The organism is Roseibium sp. TrichSKD4, assembly GCF_000148725.1.
Lineage (GTDB): Bacteria > Pseudomonadota > Alphaproteobacteria > Rhizobiales > Stappiaceae > Roseibium.
Genome location: NZ_GL476310.1, coordinates 158,198 through 177,537 on the forward strand (window position 1 = coordinate 158,198; position 19,340 = coordinate 177,537).

Below are 19,340 nucleotides of genomic sequence, written 5' to 3' on the forward strand. Positions count from 1 at the left end.
ACGTCGTTGCAAATCTTTGAAAACCGGACGGTTTCATTCAGCCTTGCGCATCGTATCCGAACAAATTCATCCCTACCATTCCATCCAAATTAATGGGTCCTGACCCCTAAGTAAAGCAAGAAGATGCGGGGAGGCAGAGCCAAATGTCAGTGCGCCTACAAGCGTACCAACCAGAAATCCACGGTCTTCCTTGCCCCACCCAACGGCGATTTTCATTCCAACGGGATAAACACCGGCAAGCATCGCTCCGGTCAAAAATCGGGCCAGAATGGAGGCAGTTCCGCCCGGTGTCAGGACCAGTAGCGACAGGTTGGCGACCGCTGCCGTAAGTGCGCATACAGCAAACAGCCGGGCGGGATTGATCCGGTCCGCCAATCCCAAAAACGCCGACGCCAGAGCGCCAAACACAAAACCGGCCTGGACTGCGCTGGACAGGGCGGCTTGGCGCGTTTCGGAGACCGCGTGCTCTGAAAGCATTTCAGGCAAAATGGCAGCGGATAGAAACCAAAGGCTCATCACTGCAATTTCAGCCAGCATCAACAGACATAGTGAGCGGAATTTGGCCGCGCGGTTATTGTGTGGCGCGGGATCAGACGATAAGGCCAAGGTCTGCCCGTTGTTTTCGCGTTAGTTTCGCAGAAATGATCTTGTGCGCAGCAGAGATGTAATCGCGAAGTTCATCATCTGTCAAAGCCTCCGGTTTTGTCACCTGTATCCACTTGGCGCGTGCCAAATAAGGTGCGGGGCGAAAACCCTCCTGATCACTTAACAGGGAGTAAGAGAGTCCTGAGCATTTGAAGGCGACTTTATCTTCAATGTCATCGCCCCAGGCGGAGCAAATGGCGAAAATCTTGCCGCCAACTTTCCAGACAGAGGCATTTCCCCACTGGATGACATTCGTTGTCGCGGAAAGCGAAGCACAAAACTGATTGAATTCTGATCGTGTCACGGAAGGAGCTTTGATTTTTGAACCAAGCTCACCATGCAATTGTTGCCAAGTGTTCGCAAGCGCCTCCAGCATGACAAAAACTTGAGCGGTAACAAACTCAGTATAACCAGTCGCCGCTTCTCGGGCATTTGTTCGAGAGGGAGGGGAATGTCGCTTGGAGGCGGTGGTCCCCAAAGAACATCAGCATGCGGATAGAGGACGCGGCGTATGTCATTCCGCGCAAGCGGGGAATGGGTACGCCGTATTTGTGGCAAAGCAAAAGGAAAGATGGGGGCTGGCATCATAGGTTCCGCAAAATTGCGCTCCATTTATGAAAAGAAAGCTCTAGACTGGGAAATGTGATAAGCCCTCTAGTGAAAATTCACTGCAGATAATGGTGAAAGCGACTTTTCAAAAATGAAAAGAGAGTTTGATTGGCAGGACTTGAAGCTGTTTCTTGCCGTTGCACGAAATGAAGGTTTGTCTGGCGCCTCGCGTGAAACGGGGAGCAGCCCCGCAACGCTCGGCCGCCGTATGGCTATGCTTGAAGAGGCACTGGGCATGCGCTTGTTTCATCGCGGTGCGCGTGGCTATGCGCTTACCGAGGAAGCGGGGGATCTCCTGATCGCAGCTCAAGAAATGGAGAGTTCCGCGAGCGCGATAGATGCTTGGACGGCTGATAGACAAACGCAACGCCGCATCCGCATTTCAGCAGGTTACTGGACCATTCGGCTCCTTGCCGACAATTTGACCACCTATTGGAAGCCGGAAAATGATTGGATCCCGGAATTCCTGTCGGACCTTCAAAAACGAGACATCGCCAGACGGCAGATTGATATTGGGGTGCGAAATGCGCCACCCGAAGAACCGTGGCTTGCAGGTCAGAAGGTCGGCGCGGTTCGGTTTTGTGCTTATTGTTCAGCTGCCCTAAAGGATCCTTCGGGCAAATGGATCGGGTTTGTAGAAGGTGGCGCTAATTCGCCAACTGGCCGCTGGCTTCGAAGGCATTTTGCGGACAAGGTCGGTGTCACCGTCAATGACGCTTCTCACGCTCTGTCTGTGGCGCGAACAGGACAAGGGAACGTGGTACTGCCCACATTTGTGGGAGATCCAATGAAAGACTTGAAGCGCATCGGGGATGAATTGAGCGAGCTGGAAACTGAAAGGTGGCTTGTGATGCATCACGAGGATCGCCATCGCTCCCAGACACGTCAAGCGATCAACGCGCTGCGCTCCTTCCTGAGGACCGACCCCGAGATGATCTATTAGGGCGGGCCGGGTGGTTATTTGGGCGAAATTAATCCCGCGTTATCAGGCTTTGGAAATAGTCAATGCGGGTTCGGCTTGAATCAGGAAGATCAAGTCGCCATATTCTGATGTGAACAGAGGCCCCGTGCCTCATGTCCGGATGCCGCTCTTTGGGTCCGGGCGCAAGGTCGCTATGATAGGACTTTGAGGATGACACGAATGTCAGCTTTTTCCAGCCCGTTTATGCTCGGGTTCGATGACATTGAGCGTGTTTTGGATCGCGTGTCCAAAGCTGCAAATGATGGCTACCCGCCATACAACATCGAACGCCTGCCCAAATCCGAAGCACAAGGTGAGGATATCATCCGCATAACCTTGGCTGTTGCCGGGTTCACGCGCGATCAGCTGGATGTGTCTGTCGAAGAGAGCCAGCTCGTTATTCGTGGTCGGCAAATCGACGATAAGACCCGTCAGTATCTCCATCGCGGGATCGCTGCGCGTCAGTTCCAACGTGCCTTCGTCTTGGCTGAGGGGATTGAGATCCTCGGGGCCGATTTGAAGGATGGACTGCTTTCAATCGACCTTGCCCGCCCAGAGCCGGAGCGCGTTATTCGGAAGATTGAAATCTCCAGTGGCGAATAATCGCCGGGGCCATCGACGGAGTAGTATGCATGTATAATCCGAACTCACCTGCGCTCGAGGAGCAGACCCCTTCGCATGTTCCCATGTCCGATGATGATTTCATCCAACTCGGAACTGGTGAAGTGGCTTACCTGCGGCCGATTGGACCACATGAGCTGGGAACTCTTTTCCCACAAGTACCAGCCATTTCCGGGCACGTGCTGCTTTATGCGCTTTTCAATGCGGATGGCACACCGATGATGCTTGCAGACACGAAGGATGCCCTCATGGCAAATGCTTTCGAAAATGAACTGCAAATGGTGTCCACGCACTAGGCTCCTGACCCTAAGCCCGATGCATGAAATGAAAACAGCCCTGGACGACACTCTCGTCCAAGGCTGTTTTTGTATGTGCTGTAAGGTCCCCGCCGACTATGCGGGCTCATTTACCTTTGTTGTCCGGCTCGATTGCGTTTCAGCAGGTGAAACACTGGATGGAGCTGAGGGGAGGTTGCTGTGAGGTGGTTTGCGCCATGGCTGGCTCTTGTACCAAGACACCACATAGGCAACGGCAATCAGAGCGGCAAAGCCACTGAAGTTGACGATAACCTGCGCATACCACTCACCCCGCGCCCAGAACATGTCTCGAATGATCGCAAACGCCTGAGCGAATACAAGGCTCGCCATGAAAACGGCGAGTGATTGTTGCCCGACCTTCTGGACGACTTTCACAAATCCCTGCCAAATCGCGGAGCCGGTGGAGAGATATTTGCCATGTTCCCCCGCAGCGATCCAAGCAAGGTAAGCCAGCGCCAGAAAGTGAATATACCGGAACAAGCCAAATTCAGTCTTGATCCAGAAGGGCTTGATCACGCCCCGGAGGTCAGATGCCCATTCCAGATTTTGATAAACCCGGAAATACGCAAACGGGATGGTAAGAAGGACGATAGCTAGACTGAGCCCGATGAGGCGTTTGTTCACAGGTGGAGCGGGAATCCAGCCGCGCATGAAAGCAAAGCCGGTGAAGAACACGAGCTGCCACCCAAACGGATTGAAGAACCACTTTCGGTCACTCCATGGTTCGGCAGGGAGGTCCAGATACCCAAACTGAGCAGCAATCCATAGGCCGATGGAAACTGCGAAGGCCAGAGGCACGGAAATGCGGGCCGCGATCATGATCACCGGGATAAGCGCCAGGATCACGGTATACATCGGCAGGATATCGAAATAGTTCGGGACCCAGGTCAGGCTCATGATGCCCGGCAGGGAGATTTCGGTCTTGTTATAAAGGTGCCAAAGGTTCAATGAGACGACGTAATCCTGCGTGAGATTACAACATTCCATCAGATAGCCACTTTCATGGACCGCAACCAGACCAACGGCTATGACAAGAAACTGACCAATATGAGCCCAATAGACCTGCCACATACGGTGGAGAATGCGGGCTGCACCAATGCCAACGCCGTGGGTGTCGAAGATTTTGCCGAAGGCGAGGGCGGATGCCATACCAGAGCAAAACACGAAGATCTCGGTGGCATCGGAAAATCCAAAGCGCGCCGGAATCCAGAGCGTCCACCAGTTCCATGGAACGTGGGCGATGAAGATGATGAACATGCCGAGGCCACGGAAAAAGTCCAGACGAGGGTCACGCGGCCGCTTGGTGATCGGTTGCTGTTTGGTCACGGGTATTGGTTCTGTTGTGGTTTCTTGTTGTCCGCCTCGCTGTTAGGCAAAAGATCAGGCAGGCGTTGCCCGAAGTTTTTCGTCACCCATGATCTCTTCAGCTCGCAGCATTTTTTCGCACATTTCAAAGCGCTGTTCGGCGTAGCGGTCAAGTGCACCGCGCAATTTCATTCGCTCATTCAGCAGCTTTTGTGCATCTGCAGCCAATCCGGCTCGAATTCCCGCATCAATGGTCATTCGTTCAAAGACGTCGCGCTGCGCATGTGATCCGCCGATCCGAGGCATGTTGAACCGAGCGGTGTTTAAATGCATGAAGGCAGAGCCGTAGTTGCCGAGCCGGAATTGCTCAAGCCCAAGGGCAGCTGGTTGGCCGGCATCCTTGGCAATGCGCGCAAGATCACCGTCAGCGGCGCTTGTTGTATGAAGTGATTTCATCAAGCGTTCGGCGCCAAGGCGCTTTCCGCCATTAAGAAGCGCCAACAAATAGTGCAGGTCAGCGAAAACGTTGCAGCTGTCTTCCGCCCGCTTGTCCGACAATTGCGCCAATTCTTCCCAGCGGTGGCCAACATTCACACCCTCAAGCTCGAGCCGCATCAAGAGGGACACACCATTGGAAATGTCGCGATAATCGTCGGTGTGATCCCGCCGGATTTCCTCGTCATAAAGCGACAGAACACGGCTGATATCACCGCGGTCAAGATACATCAGCGCCAAGTGCCACCAGACGTGATAGCCAAAGTTGTTACAGTGCGCCCAGCCATCGGGCTGGTTTTCCAACCACTTGATGCCCTCTTCCATGCGACCGGTCATGTCATGAACGTGCGCGACCGAATGAAGACCCCATGCATCATCGGGGGCATATTCAAGTCCCTCGCGGCCAACGGTCTCGGCCATCCGGTAATCGCCGGTTTCCTCCAGCGCAAATGACCGGCAACCTAGAACATATCCGAAAGACGGATGTGTTGGATCATACTCGGGAAATACCGTTTCGATGGAATGGCGCATTCCGGCGGCATCGCCCATAACAAAGCGGATGGCATGAACCAGCTTTAGCAAAAGCGCATCACGTGGATGCTGGCGAAGGGCCGTATCAAGGATTTCTGCTGATTCAGACGGCCATCCGTTCAGCCATGCAGACAGCGAACGAACCACGGCTTGTTCTCGATCAACGCCCCCACGCTCTTTCAGGGATGTTTTGGCAATGGTCAGGCAATCCTTGGCCGTCGTAACAAGTTCTTTGCGGCCCAACAAAAGGCAAAACAGACCGCGAGCTGCATGCCCAAGCGCGAATTGGGGGTCATGTTGCAAGGCCTGATCCAGATGAACAGGAGTTTCCTTACCGTGAGCCAGAAAAGCCCCCACGGTTGCATTCCAGCTTGAAATGCACTCCATGTTTTCGGCAGTCAGCTCATAACCAAACTGGTCCAGCAGGCGCATTGTCCAGATCTTCCCTATTCGACTGAATTCCGCATTGGTCGCTTTGAACGATCAATGTCCAAACTCACCTTACGCATAAGATGAAAACTCTTAGGTCACTTCATGAACTGCAACACACAAATAAGTGTATTTGGCGTGTGTATTTCTACGAAGAGGTCGGTTTTTTGGTTTAAAAACACAGACAGCTGGGCGAGTTGGAAAATTCATTTCTTGCCCGGAAATTCACAGTGGCTTAGTTCGTTGGAGCAAATGAACGCCTCCTGTTGATCTGAGAATGTAGGCACAAGTGAGGCGCGCCACGTCTTTGGTAGAGTAGCAAGTCAGGTCCAAACCCATGCAAGTTGCAACAATGGAAACATCTCAGAAAACGGTGTTGGCTGCCGCCCTCGCCGGACTTGCAGCTGTTGCCGTGGCCGCGTTTCCATATGGTGGCATGCAGAAAGTCTATGCAGTCCTGATTGGCGGTCTGGCCGGTTTGGCGCTTTATCATGCAAGTTTCGGGTTTACTGCTGCCTGGCGTCACATTCTGACAGAGAAAAAGGGCACTGGCCTTCGGGCGCAGTTCGTATTGATCCTGCTGACGAGTGCTGTTTCCTTTCCGTTAATTGCCTGGGGTGCTGATTTCGGAGTGCCAACCGGGGGATTTGTTTTCCCGTTCGGTGTTGCTGCAGCCATTGGTGCCTTCATGTTTGGTATTGGAATGCAGCTTGGTGGCGGCTGCGCATCGGGAACACTGTTCACGTCCGGGGGCGGATCAACGCGGATGATGGTAACTCTGCTGTTTTTCGTGATTGGCTCAGTTCTGGGTGCGGCGCATTTTTCGCAGTGGAACCAGCTTCCCAAGCTTCCAGCCTATTCGCTGGTCAAGGACTTTGGGCCACATTGGGCCTTCCTGCTGACTGCATTGGTTTTGGGCGCAATCGCCCTTTGGACCATCCGCGTGGAAAAGACAGCTCACGGGGAGCTCTTGCCTTCCCGACAGACCGGAAGCCTGTTGAAGGGGGCGTGGTCTCCGGTATTGGGCGCTGTCATGATTGCCGTTGTGTGTATCCTGACCTTCGTTCTCATCGGTCGGCCTTGGGGTATCACATCCGGTTTTGTCGTTTGGGGAAAAAAGGGCTTGGAGCTGCTTGGTTTTGGCGGTCAGGTGTCTGTCCTTCGCGACACCACATCAGTCATGAATTTCGGCATTATTCTCGGGGCCATGGCCGCAGCAGCATTGGCTGGAAAATTTGCGCCAGTGTGGCATTTGTCTGCGAAAGACCTCGCAACTGCAGTGATTGGCGGTCTGTTGATGGGCTATGGTGCGCGTCTTGCCTATGGCTGCAACATTGGCGCCTATCTTGGCGGTATTACGTCGGGATCGCTTCACGGTTGGCTGTGGCTGGTCTTTGCCTTTGTCGGAAGTCTGCTTGGCACGCGTCTCCGCTTTAAACTCGGAATGGGCTGAGCGGTTCCGTCCGTTAGAAGGCGACGTCCCCGGTCACTTTCGGAACAACAGGGGCAAGACACTCGTGAAGGCGGGTTTCCCATTCGCGCAAGGTTGATGTCGTGCTAGGGAACGGGTTCAACGGCAAAAACAGAGAATAGAGCGGCTCAATGCCGTGCTTTGCCAGACCACGAGCCGAGCGTTTGCCGCCTTTGCGGTGCTCAGCAAATCGTTTTTCAAACGGTTTTGACGTCGAGCCTACATAAGCGCCATAGGTGCCGTTTTCGCGCACATATCCATCTCGCAAAATAACGTAGACCGTGCCCTTGCCCTTCCGGTCCGGGCGCTCTGGCGCAAGCGTTGACAAAACGGCGTCTCTGGCCGCCGAAAGCCACGGAATGGGGGTCAGGCCGATGTTCGCAAATTTCATTCTGGCATTCAGATCGTCCTGGCGAATGTCGAGCTCATTTAGGGCCAGTGTTGCCAATTCCAGACAAGGCGGGTCTAGTTGCAACCATCCACCGATTAGCGTTTCCAAATGTTTGCTGGACCACCTGGAAAACGGGCGCATGGCCGAATAGTCAATCCCTTCAAGCGGTGGATTGAGGGCGCTGGAGTAAGGGTGATCAGACATCAGGATCTGGTTTCAGCCAACCAGTCGATCACATCTTGGGCATTCCGGTCTGGCGGGAAGACGGGGTAAAACACGTTTGAGATAATCCCGTCCTTGACGATCAAGGTGAGGCGTTTAATCAGGGTTTTGCCGTCGACTTGGAAGGTTGGAAGGTCAAGCGCACGCGCCAGTTTCAAGTCAGCGTCAGAGAGCAGCGCAAAGGGCAGGTGAAGCCGCTCGGCTGCTTCAAGCTGATCGTCGCTTGTCTGTGTTGAAATGCCGAATACATGCTCGACACCAAGCGCAGCCAGTTCTGCATAATGGTCGCGAAAAGAGCAGGACTGCGGCGTGCAGCCTCGCGCACCTGGAATGTCGTTCCACCCGTCTGGCAAAGCCCGGTCAGGGCGGCCCGTCATGGGATAGACGTAGAAGACAGCCGTACCGGATAGCTCTGCAAGCTGCACGGCAGACCCATTGGTTGATGTGAGATCAACGTTCGGAATCTCGGCTCCGTTCAGATGATCGCAGGCTCCATCATCTTCCGGGCGAGGGAGGGTAGACCAGTCCACAGTTTCCAGCTTTCCCATTCCTGCGTTCTCTTTCTCAAATTCTTGAAGCTTTTACTTGCCGATGCGCATTTGAACCCTATCATACTCACTATCGTCAACGGCAAGAAAGGAGGTGATCCCATGTCTAGTGAGCTTCAGATGGTGACCTTGGGGTCTGGGCAAATTCTGATGGTGAAGGAGCAGACTCTTTCGTCGTAAGGTTTGCTGGGATCTGATCCGGATGTCGGGTCACATCGGTCTCATGGAAGAGGGTCGCATTGCGGCCCTCTTTTTTGTTGTCGTAGTTTGACTTTGCCTGAAAGTCTCTGCTTGGCATTTGGTTGCAATTGAAACTAAGCTCCTGAAAGTGGGAGGTTTCAATGACAGCACCTATTCTTCATTCCTATTTCCGAAGCTCGACATCTTTTCGTTTGCGAATAGCCCTGAATTTGAAAGGAATTGAAACGGACTATCAGTCCCATCACCTTAAACTCGGTGAGCAACACTCTGACGCCTATCTCCGAGTAAACAGGCAAGGTTTGGTGCCTTCACTGGTGCTGGCGAACGGGACTGTTCTGACACAATCCATGGCCATCATTGAATATCTGGATGAAACCATCCCTGAGCCATCCCTGCTTCCAAAAGACCAGGAAACCCGGGCCAAAGCACGGGCCATGGCCCAAATGATTGCCTGCGAGATTCATCCGGTGAACAACCTGCGTGTCCTTGAGTACCTGCGCTCCGAGTTCGGGGCAGGAGACAGTCAGGTCGCAAGCTGGTTTCGCCATTGGGTGGACACAACATTTGTGCCGCTTGAGCAAATGCTGGCTGAACGTGAGACCGCGCATCGTTTTTGTCTGGGCGAAACGCCGGGCCTTGCGGATATCTGTTTGGTGGCGCAGGTGGCCAACAATGCGCGTTTTGATGTCGACATGTCGGCCTATCCGGTGATTTCCCGCATCAACGCTGCGTGTATGGAGCTGGACGCGTTTAAAAAAGCTGCGCCAGCAGCGCAGCCCGATGCGGAATGAAGGTGATTAAATCAGCCCGACGGCTTTGCGAACGCTTTCATCGCGTAAAGAGCAATCGGTGCCTTTATAGGCATCGCCCGCATCTGTTGAAAGCCAAGAGATCGCCTCTCCAACCCATTCAGCTGGGATATGAGCCGATGGGTCCAGCTGGCTGACCGGGTTGATGCCAGACGCCTTGATTTGCACCTGCATTTCGGTGGCAACGGTTCCCGGGCTAAGGCCCATCACACGAATACCTTTCTCGCCGAATTCTTTGTCACCGCATTTTGTCAGCGACAGGACAGCGGCCTTGGAAGCGCAGTAATGGCTCCACCCCTCCAGCGCACCAGTGGCAGCACCGGAGCTGATATTGATGATTGTGCCCTGTCCCTTTTCCAGCATGTGCGGTGTGGCCGCTCGCATGCCGTAATAAACGCCTTTGACATTCACATCTATGACCTTGCCCCAGCCATCGGGGTCGGACGTTTCAATTCGGCTAATCGGGTCGATCAAGCCGGCATTGTTCACCAGAATGTCGATGCCGCCAAAACTGGAGGTGCATAGGCGCACGGCATCTTCAATATCATCAAACCGGCTGACATCTCAGGCAATGGTTGCAGCTTGTCCGCCTTTTTCGCGGATATCGGCAGCAATCCGCTCAATTTCCTTGGTGCTTCTGGCAGCAAGAACAACAGAGACACCATATTTTGCCAAGCTATAGGCTGCCGACTCTCCAATGCCACGGCTTGCGCCGGTGATCAGCGCAGAATTTCCCTCGATCTGAAACATGTTTCCCGCCCCTTGATTGTTGCATCCCAGTCCCGTGTGTCGGCCCCGGACAGTGTGATTTCGTAAGTAGGGGTATTTCTGACAATTTGCACCGATTTGCCGACTTAAAAATTGGCCGGTGTATTGGAGAACGAGAAAACGCAGCGGCAGGGGTTGCATGAAGTGGCCTGAAGCGCAGATAAACACCTTGAGAGTTTAGACTGCAGTCGTTTGGTCCACGAAATGCATCTCCAATTCGTCCACACAGCCTAGGCAAACTGTCAGGAGCCACATGACCGATGTGATGAGCCGGGTGCGCGCAAACTTGCGTCAGCTATATTTTGGTAGCTCCACAACGTCGCAGGTCTGGCGTTACGGACTTCTGGTCTTCGATGTCCTGACAATCGCCTATTTCGTCATTGCACCTTTTCTGGAACCGGAGCCGGTGCACTTTAAGGTGGATTATACGCTCGCCGTCCTTCTCACCCTCGACTATGTAGCCCGCATGATCGCGTCTGCGCATCCGGGCAGGTACGTTCTAACGTTCACTTCCGCTGCCGACATTGTGGTGATTGTCTCCCTAATCATTCCGGCGTTTTTCGAGAACCTCGCGTTCTTGAGGGTGGTGCGGATGATGCGGCTCATGCGATCCTATCACCTGTTGCGGGAGCTTCGAGAAACATCACGCTGGTTTCGCCAGAACGAGGAAATCCTCCATTCCACGGTGAATCTTTTTGTTTTCATCTTTGTGGTCACAGCGATTGTTTATGTCGTCGAGGTCGATCGGAACGCGGGCATCAATAACTATCTGGATGCGCTGTATTTTACCGTCACCACGCTGACCACCACTGGATTTGGCGACATCACCATGACCGACAGCATCGGCCGGTTGATGACCGTCTGCATCATGATTTTCGGTGTCGCTCTGTTCTTACGCCTTGTTCAGACGATTTTTCGCCCCACCAAAGCTCTCTTTCCTTGCCCGGAATGCGGCTTGAAGCGTCATGACCCAGATGCGGTCTACTGCAAACATTGTGGCAATGTGGTCAACATTCCGACCGACGGGGACTGGTCATGAAACGATCTCCAGCAAGCGTGCTCGCCAAACTGTGAACGCAAGTGTCTTTTCTAAAAGAGCGAAAGCACAATAACGAAGAGCATCCTATTCGCCCCGAGGCAAAACCATGCGTCTGCCTGCCATTTTTCTGTTTGCACTTACAGCGCTGAGCCTTTCTACGGTCGGGCCTGCACAATCATCCGAATGCCGGGATGAAGTGCCCTGCCAGCTCGAAAAGGGTGAATATTACATTCACTTGCCACCCGAATTTGCAGCAGACCAACCCAGAGGCGCGATCCTGTTTCTGCATGGTTATCGAGGCAAGGCGCTCAATGAGATCAGGAACAAGCGGTTTAAGGCTATCGCCGACGAGTTGGGTGTTGCGTTTGTGGCAGTCAACGGCGTCAAGGGAACATGGTCCTTCCCGAGTTCCCCGCGCGATTATCGAAATGAGTTTGCCTTTTTCGACAAGGTGCTGACTGATCTGGGAAATCGGTTCGGGATTGACCGGACACGAACCATGCTTAGTGGGTTTTCTTCTGGTGGATTCATGACATGGTACACCGCCTGTCACGATGCGCGGCTTTTTGGCGGCTACGCACCGATCGCAGGCGCATTCTGGAAACCGGAACCGATAACCTGTACCTCGCCGAAAATCCCATATCTGTTTCACGTTCATGGAACGTCCGACAAGGTGGTGCCGATGGACGGTCGACCACTGGGAGGAGGTCGTTGGCATCAGGGGGATGTGATTGAGAGCATGAATGTCTGGCTGAAGCAGGCGGATCTTGAAAGCACGCTGCCGCACAAAAGCACCTTTCAAAATCTTGCTTGTGAAAGCTGGACTGCCAACGATGGTTTCTTGGAGCTTTGCCTTCATGGCGGTGGCCACAGCGTCAAGGCAGACTGGATCAAGCGAGCCTGGCTCCGTTTAAGTGAAGCACGCGGGTGGTCAAAACCAATTGACGAAACAGACAATTAAGCCTCTGATGCACGCCTTCCCGACACCTAATCAGAAAAATATAGGCAAGTGGTGACTGAATCAGCTGAAACCCGCGGTGCCCTGTCAGGGCTAACTGTTCTGGATCTCTCTCGAATTTTGGCCGGCCCCACGTCGACCCAGATCTTGGGTGATTTGGGGGCGGAGGTCATCAAGGTCGAGCGGCCCAAGCGCGGTGATGACACAAGGGGGTGGGGCCCGCCTTTTCTGCTTGATGAAGAGGGGCAGGAAACCTGCGAGAGCGCGTACTACCTTTCATCTAACCGCAACAAGCAATCCGTGGCGATCGATCTTGCCAGCGCAGAAGGGCAAGACCTGCTCCAGTCGCTTGCAGAGAAAGCCGATATCTTGATCGAGAATTTCAAGGTTGGCGATCTGGCGCGCCGTGGTCTGGATTATGACACGCTCAAGACGCGCAATCCGAAGCTGATCTATTGTTCCATTTCCGGTTTTGGGCAAACCGGGCCGTATTCCCATCGAGCAGGATATGATTTTCTCATTCAAGGAATGGGGGGGATCATGTCTCTGACCGGGTTCCCGGATGAAGAAGGCGGAACACCAACCAAGGCAGGTGTTGGAATTGCGGACGTCATGTGCGGCATGTACGCGACCGTGGCCATTCTGGCAGCGCTCAATCACCGTCACCAGACCGGCGAGGGGCAATACATAGACATCTCCCTCTTCGACAGCCAGGTGGCCTGGCTCATCAATCAAGGCGTTGCACATCTGGTCAGTGGTAAAGTGCCGGGGCGCTTGGGAAATGGGCATCCCACAATTGTTCCTTATGAAACATTTCCCGCGCGCGACAAGCAGTTCATTCTGGCAGTCGGAAATGACAGTCAGTTTCAAAAGTTCTGTGCTGTGGCGGGGTGTTCCGAACTTGCTGAGGATTCGCGTTTTGCATTAAATGCAGACCGGGTGCGGAACCGTAAGGAGCTGGTGCCCTTGTTGCGAAGCGTCACAATTCAAAGAGACGCTGCGGACTGGATCTCAGCGCTTGAAGAAGCCGGTGTGCCATGTGGCCCGGTCAATGATCTTGGGGATGTCTTCACTGATCCGCATGTGCATAGCCGGGGGATGAAGATCACCCTCCCGCATCCGCTATCGGGATCTGTTGATCTGATTGGTTCTCCCATCAAGATGGAAAAGACGCCGGTGAGTTATCGCGCCGCACCGCCGGTTCTTGGTTCGGGCACATTGGATGTATTGCAGCGTCACCTCGGACTAACATGCGAGCAGTTGTGCGATCTGAAAAACGCTGGCGTTCTGGACTTTCCCGAGCCGACTGAAAACAACAAGAAGGAGACAGCCCAATGACAAGCGGAGCCGACATTATCGCCGGAAAATTGCATGCCGCGGGCTGTCGGCATGCATTTGGAATCCCCGGCGGTGAAGTCCTTGCCCTGATGGACAGTTTGAACCGGGCTGGCCTTCGGTTTGTGTTGGTGAAGCATGAGAATGCCGGCGGCTTCATGGCAGAAGGCGGGTGGCATGCCGATGGAGCTCCCAGCGTCCTTTTGGCCACGCTTGGCCCCGGCGTCGCCAATGCTGTTAATGTTGTTGCCAATGCATGGCAGGACCGTGTGCCGCTTATCTTCCTGACCGGCTGCGTCGATGCTGCAGAAGCGGAAAGTTATACCCATCAGGTCTTTGATCACCAGCAGCTGCTACGCCCGATTGTAAAGGCCAGTTTTTCGGCTCGGTTGGGCGCGTTGGATGCAATGATGGACAAGGCTATTGCCCTCGCCATGGAAGGGCAGCCGGGGGCGGTTCATATTGATGTTCCGATCAATGTCGCGGATCAGATCACGGAAGAGCCTTGGAGCGCCTCAACGCCCTTGCCGCTTCCCGCACAAGCCCCTGCTCCAGGACGGCAATTGGAGGAGGCGTTAAAGCTATTTCGGACCGCTCAAAGACCGATTGTCTTGGCGGGCGTTGATGCCGTGAATGAAGGTGTTGGTCCCGAAATCACTGCGTTTTGTGAGCAGTTCGAGATACCTCTGGTAACGACCTACAAGGGCAAGGGGTTGATGGACGAGCGCCGCGCGTTGGCGCTGGGCGGCGCGGGCCTTTCGCCAAAGGCGGATGACGTTTTACTGCCACTTTTCCAGCAGAGCGATTGTATCCTGCTGCTTGGGTATGATCCCATCGAAATGCGGATTAACTGGCGGCACCCTTGGCCCAAGGATGCGCCCGTGATCGAGGTCACCTCTGTTTTGCGCACCCACGGCATGCATGACGTACAGGCGACACTGCGAAGTGATATCCGGCCTGCACTTGAGCACCTGTCTGCAGCTCGTGACGGTGGGCAAGCCACCTGGCAAGACGCAGAACCCGCCAAAGCGAAAGCTCAACTTAAAGGCATTTTCGAAGCGGAAGAGAATTGGGGTCCGGCGCGCGCATTCCATGCCCTAAGGTCTGTTATGCCAGATGAAACGGTTGTAACGGCCGACAGTGGTGCGCACCGGATTTTGGTCTCGCAAATCTGGCAGTGCACGAGCCCGCGCACGATGCTGCAATCCTCTGCTCTTTGTACAATGGGCTGTGCGTTACCGCTCGCGATGGGCCATCGATTGGTTGATGGCAAGGCGCCGGTTTTGGTTTTTGTCGGAGATGCCGGTCTTGAAATGTGTCTCGGTGAATTGTCCACCCTGCGAGATCTGAAGATCCCGGTAATCATCTGTGTGATGGTTGATGCCAGCCTTGCACTGATTGAGCTCAAACAGCGCAAAAGCCAACTTGGAAATGTCGGAGTTGATTTCGAGGAAACAGACTTTCCGGCTGTCGCTCGAGCGTATGGCGGGCACGGGGTTTGGATCGATGATGAGGCAGCTCTGATGAAGGAGGCGAAAGCGGCCTTGGCGCGGGAGAGCTTCACGATATTGGCATGCCGGATTTCCCGCAAAGCATACGACGGGAAATTCTGAGCCGGAAAACAGCTGAAACCATCTTTGGTCGTGTGGACCTTTTGAGAGCACCTGCCTATGTTGCGCTCGCAATTCGTCCACACAGCCTCAAGGTGTTGCTGAAACATGCTTGTCTGCCCGACAAAAGCCGAAGTCCGGTCATTGGTCGCCGGATATCGCCGTGCAAGGCGAACTGTCGCACTTGTCCCGACCATGGGATATCTCCATGAAGGTCATCTGGCATTGGTGCGCGAAGCAAAACGGCAAGCCGAGAAGGTCATTGTTTCGATCTTTGTGAACCCCACACAGTTTGGGCCAAACGAAGATTTGGACAGCTATCCGAGAGATACAGACCGTGACCTTGCCCTGTTGGAGCAAGAAGGTGTCGATGGTGTATTTCTGCCCAGTCCGGAAGAAATGTACGGCACGGGCGGAGCCACATTTGTTGAGGTGCCAGAGCTCTCCGGCATGCTGCAGGGAGTACTAAGGCCAGGACATTTTCGCGGTGTCTCAACCGTTGTGACCAAGCTCTTCAATATTGTTCAGCCTGATGCTGCCGTCTTTGGTGAAAAGGACTACCAGCAGCTAACTTTAATCCGCCAGATGGTGCGCGATCTGGATATGCCGATTGAGATCATGGGGCACCCAACGGTTCGCGAAGAAGACGGGCTTGCGCTGTCGTCCCGCAATGTCCGTTTGAGCGAAAGTCATCGCCAGCAGGCTGTTGTTCTTTCAAAGGCCCTATCAGTGGCGGAAGATGCAGCCAAGACAGACCCGGATATTGAAAATCTGAAAACCGTCATTCACGAGACACTGAATGATGCGCCTGACGGCAAGGTGGAAAGCGTTGATATTCGGGATGCAAAAACATTGGCCGAAGTGGTGGGGCATCCAGCGCGGCCAGTCGTTGCATTGCTCGCGGTTCGCTTTGGATCTGTGCTTTTGATTGACCAGCGGGTCATCGCAAATCTTCTTACGGTCGTTGATGGAAACAAGGGGAACCAAATATGAGTGACCATAGCAAAATTCGCCGCACCACCGTCCCGCAGATCCGAGCCCGAAAGGGAAAGGAACCTATTGTCTCATTAACGTCCTACCACGCCCACACTGCTGCCATTGTTGATGAACACGCAGACTTCATTCTGGTTGGCGACAGTCTTGGCATGGTGATGCATGGGATGGAGTCGACGGTCGGTGTGCCGCTTGATCTGATGATCATGCATGGCAAGGCGGTGGTTCGGGGAACGCAGCGGGCACTCATTGTCGTCGATATGCCCTTCGGCACCTATGAGGAAAGCCCGTCCGTTGCTTTTCGCAATTCTGCTCGCATTATGAAGGATACCCAGTGCGGCGCGGTCAAACTGGAGGGCGGTAAACGGATGGCGGAAACAATTCGCTTCCTGACTGAGCGCGGCATTCCGGTGATGGCGCATATCGGCCTTACCCCGCAGTCCAGTCATGTCATGGGGGGCTTCAAAACACAGGGTCGGAACGAGGACAGCTGGCCAGAGCACGAAGAGGACGCGCGCGCCGTTTCTGAGGCCGGGGCGTTCGCACTGGTGCTGGAAGGCATGGTGGAACCACTGGCCGCTAAAATCACACGGCAGGTTGATATTCCAACCATCGGGATCGGCGCTTCGGCTGAGTGCGATGGTCAGATACTTGTGCTGGAAGACATGCTTGGCCTAAACCCTACACCACCAAAATTCGTGCGTGTCTACGGCAATCTGGGCGGTCAAATTGAGGCGGCTGTGAAAGCGTATTCCGACGATGTGAAGTCACGCCACTTCCCGACAGACAAGGAGACCTACAGCTAGTTTCGAGGGTAGGACTATAGCCCCATCAGAGTTAGTTAACCCGCAATTCATGAAATTGCATATACGTGTAAACACTACTTTAAATGGCTATTATTACCCTGCGTCAGAAAAGTGTGAGTGCGGGTTTCTGCAATGTATCTGATGCGATTGACCTACTACAGTACACCGTCGATTACCCCGGAGCATGGTGGGCGTACGACGGCGTTGAAAGACAATTTGGCGGCAAGCCGTAAGAACAATGCGACCAGCGGTATCACCGGAACGTTGTTCTTCAATGATGACTATTTTGCGCAGGTGATCGAAGGGCATCGTGATGAAGTTAGCAATTCATTCGTGAGGATTTCAGCTGATCCTCGCCATGAAGACGTTATCATTCTGCGGGCTGAACCTATCGATGAGCGATTGTTCAACAAATGGGAGATGGGGTTCGCAAGCATCACTGAGCAAACAGAGGCGCTATACCGAAAGTATTCAGCTTCTCCGCGTTTTGACCCGGCGAAAATGAGCGCAGAATCCCTTGAGCAGCTCTTGGCGGAGATCGCGCAGAGCGCGCAAGAACAAGCCAAGCCCGAGCCTCAAAAGGTTCGCCGTGTGGCAAGCCTCTGACAGCTTCCGCTGATCTGCCAGTGTCAGTCTTGCAAATTGACCAAGGGCAACTTTCCCGAAATATTTATAATACACGGGCATCCCTTTATCGAGTAGGGGGCTCTTTTTGTGTTTTCGGAAAGAGTGGCATGTACGAAAAGGAAGCAGATACGCTCAAGGCCTTCCTTGATGGACAAATGTCACGGCGGGAATTGCTGAGCCGGTTGGCCGCTTCTGGATTAGGGGCAGCTGCTGTTTCCTCCATCTGTTCGAATGCAGCACAAGCTGCGTTTTTGTCGGATTTCGACTGGAAGAAACATAAAGGCAAAAGCATCAAGCTGCTTTTGAACAAACACCCTTACACAGATGCCATGATTGCTCGGCTGGAGGAATTTCGTCAGCTCACAGGTATCGGTGTCTCTTATGACATATTCCCCGAAAACGTTTATTTCGAAGAGCTGACCGCAGCGCTTTCTCTCCACTCCGACGAATATGATGCCTTCATGACCGGGGCCTACATGACCTGGACCTATGGTCCGGCTGGTTGGGTGGTCGATCATAATGAATGGCTAAATGATCCTGAGAAAACCAACCCTCGTTACAATTGGTTCGACGTGCTTCCTGGCGTGCGAAAATCATGCGCATGGAACGGACAACCCGGCGGTGAGTTGGGCTCGGGAGATGCAAATCAGTGGTGCATTCCATGGGGGTATGAGCAGAACGACCTTACCTATAATGCAACCATGTTTGAACGCGCCGGAGTGCGCATTCCAACCAATCTTGATGAGTTGACTGAAGCTGCAGCGGCAGTGCAGGCCGGGAATGAAGGTATCCACGGCATTGGTCTTCGGGGGACGCGGTCTTGGGCCACGATCCATCCGGGTTTTCTGTCGGCCTATGCAAATTTTGGCGAACGCGACCTGGTGGTGGAAAATGGTAAGCTTAAAGCTGCAATGAACACTCGTGAGTCTCGGGCATTTCACGCAAAATGGGTGCAAATGATCCAGCAGAGCGGAGCGAGGGATTGGTCCACCCATACATGGTACAAGGTCAGGGAAGATATTGGCGCAGGACGGTCAGCTATGACCTTCGATGCTGACATCCTTGGGTATTTTGCAAACAGCGATGAAAACCCGATGTCGGGTCAATTGCACTACGCTCCGTTTGCGGCCAATCACGCAGCGTCTGCACCAACGCCGAACATCTGGATTTGGGCTCTGGCAATGTCATCCTTTTCTAGAAATCACGATGCGACCTGGTACTTTATGCAATGAGCAACAGGGCCCCAGTTTAATCTGGATGGCGCGCGGAACCTGAACTTCGTAAATCCGGTCCGCCGGACGACCTGGAGAGACGAAGAATTCCGCAATGGATTAAAAACCAACTACCCCGGATATGTAGAAACACATGATGTGTCCGTCCCTGGCGCGAGCATCAAATTCACGCCGCAACCACTCTTCTTTGACCTAACGACTGAGTGGGCTGCCAGCCTTCAAAAGATGGTCGCCAACAAGGTGCCCGTTGACGAAGGTCTCGATCAACTTGCTGAAAGCATCAATACTCAGCTCGAAGCAGCCGGTCTTTGATCCCCACTAACTTTGGGTCAGGGCGCAATGCTTTATTTCTGGTTTCTCGATCAAAGGTGAGATGTCGTGATTTGACTTTTCTCGGCGGTTTTCCCACTTCAAAAG

18 protein-coding genes and 2 pseudogenes are annotated in these 19,340 nt (G+C 53.7%); 13 read left to right on the forward strand and 7 right to left on the reverse strand.

The annotated features are described in order from the left end of the window. Positions 1-72 precede the first annotated feature (72 nt). Positions 73-537, reverse strand: coding sequence for an MFS transporter (locus tag TRICHSKD4_RS06475; RefSeq protein WP_083782746.1), 465 nt, complete (start codon positions 535-537; stop codon positions 73-75). A gap of 52 nt (positions 538-589) precedes the next feature. After that, positions 590-949, reverse strand: a complete 360-nt coding sequence (locus TRICHSKD4_RS06480) for an MmcQ/YjbR family DNA-binding protein (RefSeq protein ID WP_040616521.1) — start codon at positions 947-949, stop codon at positions 590-592. A 396-nt stretch (positions 950-1,345) separates the two neighbouring features. Between TRICHSKD4_RS06480 and TRICHSKD4_RS06485 the strand changes: the two genes are divergently transcribed. From TRICHSKD4_RS06485 to TRICHSKD4_RS06495, 3 genes are all read left to right on the forward strand, one after another. Continuing rightward, entirely contained in the window at positions 1,346-2,197 is an 852-nt protein-coding gene (locus tag TRICHSKD4_RS06485; protein ID WP_009466678.1) for a LysR family transcriptional regulator, read from the forward strand. 189 nt (positions 2,198-2,386) lie between these two features. Further along, entirely contained in the window at positions 2,387-2,818 is a 432-nt protein-coding gene (locus tag TRICHSKD4_RS06490) for an Hsp20 family protein (RefSeq protein ID WP_040616446.1), read from the forward strand. A gap of 29 nt (positions 2,819-2,847) precedes the next feature. After that, positions 2,848-3,132, forward strand: a complete 285-nt coding sequence (locus TRICHSKD4_RS06495; RefSeq protein ID WP_009466681.1) for a DUF1150 domain-containing protein — start codon at positions 2,848-2,850, stop codon at positions 3,130-3,132. Between the two features lie 96 nt (positions 3,133-3,228). Here TRICHSKD4_RS06495 and TRICHSKD4_RS06500 read toward each other — a convergent pair whose 3' ends face one another. Together TRICHSKD4_RS06500 and TRICHSKD4_RS06505 are read right to left on the reverse strand one after the other, a co-directional pair. Next, positions 3,229-4,479 carry an OpgC family protein gene (locus TRICHSKD4_RS06500; RefSeq protein WP_009466682.1) on the reverse strand — a complete coding sequence of 417 codons (1,251 nt, stop codon included), beginning with the start codon at positions 4,477-4,479 and terminating at the stop codon, positions 3,229-3,231. Between the two features lie 54 nt (positions 4,480-4,533). Next, positions 4,534-5,916, reverse strand: a complete 1,383-nt coding sequence (locus TRICHSKD4_RS06505) for a tetratricopeptide repeat protein (protein WP_009466683.1) — start codon at positions 5,914-5,916, stop codon at positions 4,534-4,536. A gap of 334 nt (positions 5,917-6,250) precedes the next feature. On the opposite strand from TRICHSKD4_RS06505, the gene TRICHSKD4_RS06510 reads away from it, so the two are divergent. Continuing rightward, positions 6,251-7,366 (forward strand): YeeE/YedE family protein, encoded by a 1,116-nt coding sequence (locus TRICHSKD4_RS06510; protein WP_139051994.1) that lies wholly within the window; start codon positions 6,251-6,253, stop codon positions 7,364-7,366. A 13-nt stretch (positions 7,367-7,379) separates the two neighbouring features. Here TRICHSKD4_RS06510 and TRICHSKD4_RS06515 read toward each other — a convergent pair whose 3' ends face one another. Together TRICHSKD4_RS06515 and TRICHSKD4_RS06520 are read right to left on the reverse strand one after the other, a co-directional pair. Continuing rightward, positions 7,380-7,979 (reverse strand): GIY-YIG nuclease family protein, encoded by a 600-nt coding sequence (locus TRICHSKD4_RS06515; RefSeq protein ID WP_009466685.1) that lies wholly within the window; start codon positions 7,977-7,979, stop codon positions 7,380-7,382. Then, complete coding sequence (locus TRICHSKD4_RS06520) at positions 7,979-8,545, reverse strand: peroxiredoxin (protein WP_009466686.1); 567 nt, start codon at positions 8,543-8,545, stop codon at positions 7,979-7,981. The genes TRICHSKD4_RS06515 and TRICHSKD4_RS06520 overlap by 1 nt, the downstream gene beginning before the upstream one ends. 341 nt (positions 8,546-8,886) lie before the next feature. On the opposite strand from TRICHSKD4_RS06520, the gene maiA reads away from it, so the two are divergent. Beyond that, positions 8,887-9,537 carry a maleylacetoacetate isomerase gene (maiA, locus tag TRICHSKD4_RS06530; protein ID WP_009466688.1) on the forward strand — a complete coding sequence of 217 codons (651 nt, stop codon included), beginning with the start codon at positions 8,887-8,889 and terminating at the stop codon, positions 9,535-9,537. Between the two features lie 6 nt (positions 9,538-9,543). Here the strand turns inward: maiA and TRICHSKD4_RS06535 are convergent. Beyond that, a pseudogene (locus TRICHSKD4_RS06535) lies at positions 9,544-10,464 on the reverse strand (SDR family oxidoreductase). Positions 10,465-10,576: 112 nt separating this feature from the next. Between TRICHSKD4_RS06535 and TRICHSKD4_RS06540 the strand changes: the two are divergent. The 8 genes and pseudogenes from TRICHSKD4_RS06540 (at position 10,577) to TRICHSKD4_RS06575 (ending at position 19,235) form a co-directional block, all read left to right on the forward strand. Next, the gene (locus TRICHSKD4_RS06540) at positions 10,577-11,362 is read left to right on the forward strand and encodes an ion transporter (RefSeq protein ID WP_009466691.1); all 786 of its coding nucleotides are present in this window, start codon (positions 10,577-10,579) and stop codon (positions 11,360-11,362) included. 106 nt (positions 11,363-11,468) lie between these two features. Beyond that, the gene (locus TRICHSKD4_RS06545; RefSeq protein WP_009466692.1) at positions 11,469-12,323 is read left to right on the forward strand and encodes a PHB depolymerase family esterase; all 855 of its coding nucleotides are present in this window, start codon (positions 11,469-11,471) and stop codon (positions 12,321-12,323) included. 48 nt (positions 12,324-12,371) lie between these two features. Next, positions 12,372-13,658, forward strand: a complete 1,287-nt coding sequence (locus TRICHSKD4_RS06550) for a CaiB/BaiF CoA-transferase family protein (RefSeq protein WP_009466693.1) — start codon at positions 12,372-12,374, stop codon at positions 13,656-13,658. After that, positions 13,655-15,268: a thiamine pyrophosphate-binding protein gene (locus TRICHSKD4_RS06555; protein WP_009466694.1), complete on the forward strand. Its 1,614-nt coding sequence runs from the start codon at positions 13,655-13,657 to the stop codon at positions 15,266-15,268. The genes TRICHSKD4_RS06550 and TRICHSKD4_RS06555 overlap by 4 nt, the downstream gene beginning before the upstream one ends. Before the next feature lie 105 nt (positions 15,269-15,373). Further along, the gene (gene panC / locus TRICHSKD4_RS06560; RefSeq protein ID WP_009466695.1) at positions 15,374-16,258 is read left to right on the forward strand and encodes a pantoate--beta-alanine ligase; all 885 of its coding nucleotides are present in this window, start codon (positions 15,374-15,376) and stop codon (positions 16,256-16,258) included. Then, positions 16,255-17,064, forward strand: a complete 810-nt coding sequence (gene panB / locus TRICHSKD4_RS06565; protein ID WP_009466696.1) for a 3-methyl-2-oxobutanoate hydroxymethyltransferase — start codon at positions 16,255-16,257, stop codon at positions 17,062-17,064. Before panC ends, panB begins: the two co-directional genes overlap by 4 nt. A gap of 117 nt (positions 17,065-17,181) precedes the next feature. After that, positions 17,182-17,670 (forward strand): BLUF domain-containing protein, encoded by a 489-nt coding sequence (locus tag TRICHSKD4_RS27990; RefSeq protein WP_139051995.1) that lies wholly within the window; start codon positions 17,182-17,184, stop codon positions 17,668-17,670. 128 nt (positions 17,671-17,798) lie between these two features. Continuing rightward, positions 17,799-19,235, forward strand: a pseudogene (locus TRICHSKD4_RS06575) (ABC transporter substrate-binding protein). The last annotated feature ends 105 nt before the right edge of the window (positions 19,236-19,340 follow it).

Coding starts and splice junctions, on each gene's coding strand:
- TRICHSKD4_RS06475 (WP_083782746.1), bottom strand. CDS start 537: ATGCTGGCTGAAATTGCAGTGATGAGCCTTTGGTTTCTATCCGCTGCC.
- TRICHSKD4_RS06485 (WP_009466678.1), top strand. CDS start 1,346: ATGAAAAGAGAGTTTGATTGGCAGGACTTGAAGCTGTTTCTTGCCGTT.
- TRICHSKD4_RS06490 (WP_040616446.1), top strand. CDS start 2,387: ATGACACGAATGTCAGCTTTTTCCAGCCCGTTTATGCTCGGGTTCGAT.
- TRICHSKD4_RS06495 (WP_009466681.1), top strand. CDS start 2,848: ATGTATAATCCGAACTCACCTGCGCTCGAGGAGCAGACCCCTTCGCAT.
- TRICHSKD4_RS06505 (WP_009466683.1), bottom strand. CDS start 5,916: ATGCGCCTGCTGGACCAGTTTGGTTATGAGCTGACTGCCGAAAACATG.
- TRICHSKD4_RS06510 (WP_139051994.1), top strand. CDS start 6,251: ATGCAAGTTGCAACAATGGAAACATCTCAGAAAACGGTGTTGGCTGCC.
- TRICHSKD4_RS06515 (WP_009466685.1), bottom strand. CDS start 7,979: ATGTCTGATCACCCTTACTCCAGCGCCCTCAATCCACCGCTTGAAGGG.
- TRICHSKD4_RS06520 (WP_009466686.1), bottom strand. CDS start 8,545: ATGGGAAAGCTGGAAACTGTGGACTGGTCTACCCTCCCTCGCCCGGAA.
- maiA (WP_009466688.1), top strand. CDS start 8,887: ATGACAGCACCTATTCTTCATTCCTATTTCCGAAGCTCGACATCTTTT.
- TRICHSKD4_RS06540 (WP_009466691.1), top strand. CDS start 10,577: ATGACCGATGTGATGAGCCGGGTGCGCGCAAACTTGCGTCAGCTATAT.
- TRICHSKD4_RS06545 (WP_009466692.1), top strand. CDS start 11,469: ATGCGTCTGCCTGCCATTTTTCTGTTTGCACTTACAGCGCTGAGCCTT.
- TRICHSKD4_RS06555 (WP_009466694.1), top strand. CDS start 13,655: ATGACAAGCGGAGCCGACATTATCGCCGGAAAATTGCATGCCGCGGGC.
- panC (WP_009466695.1), top strand. CDS start 15,374: ATGCTTGTCTGCCCGACAAAAGCCGAAGTCCGGTCATTGGTCGCCGGA.
- panB (WP_009466696.1), top strand. CDS start 16,255: ATGAGTGACCATAGCAAAATTCGCCGCACCACCGTCCCGCAGATCCGA.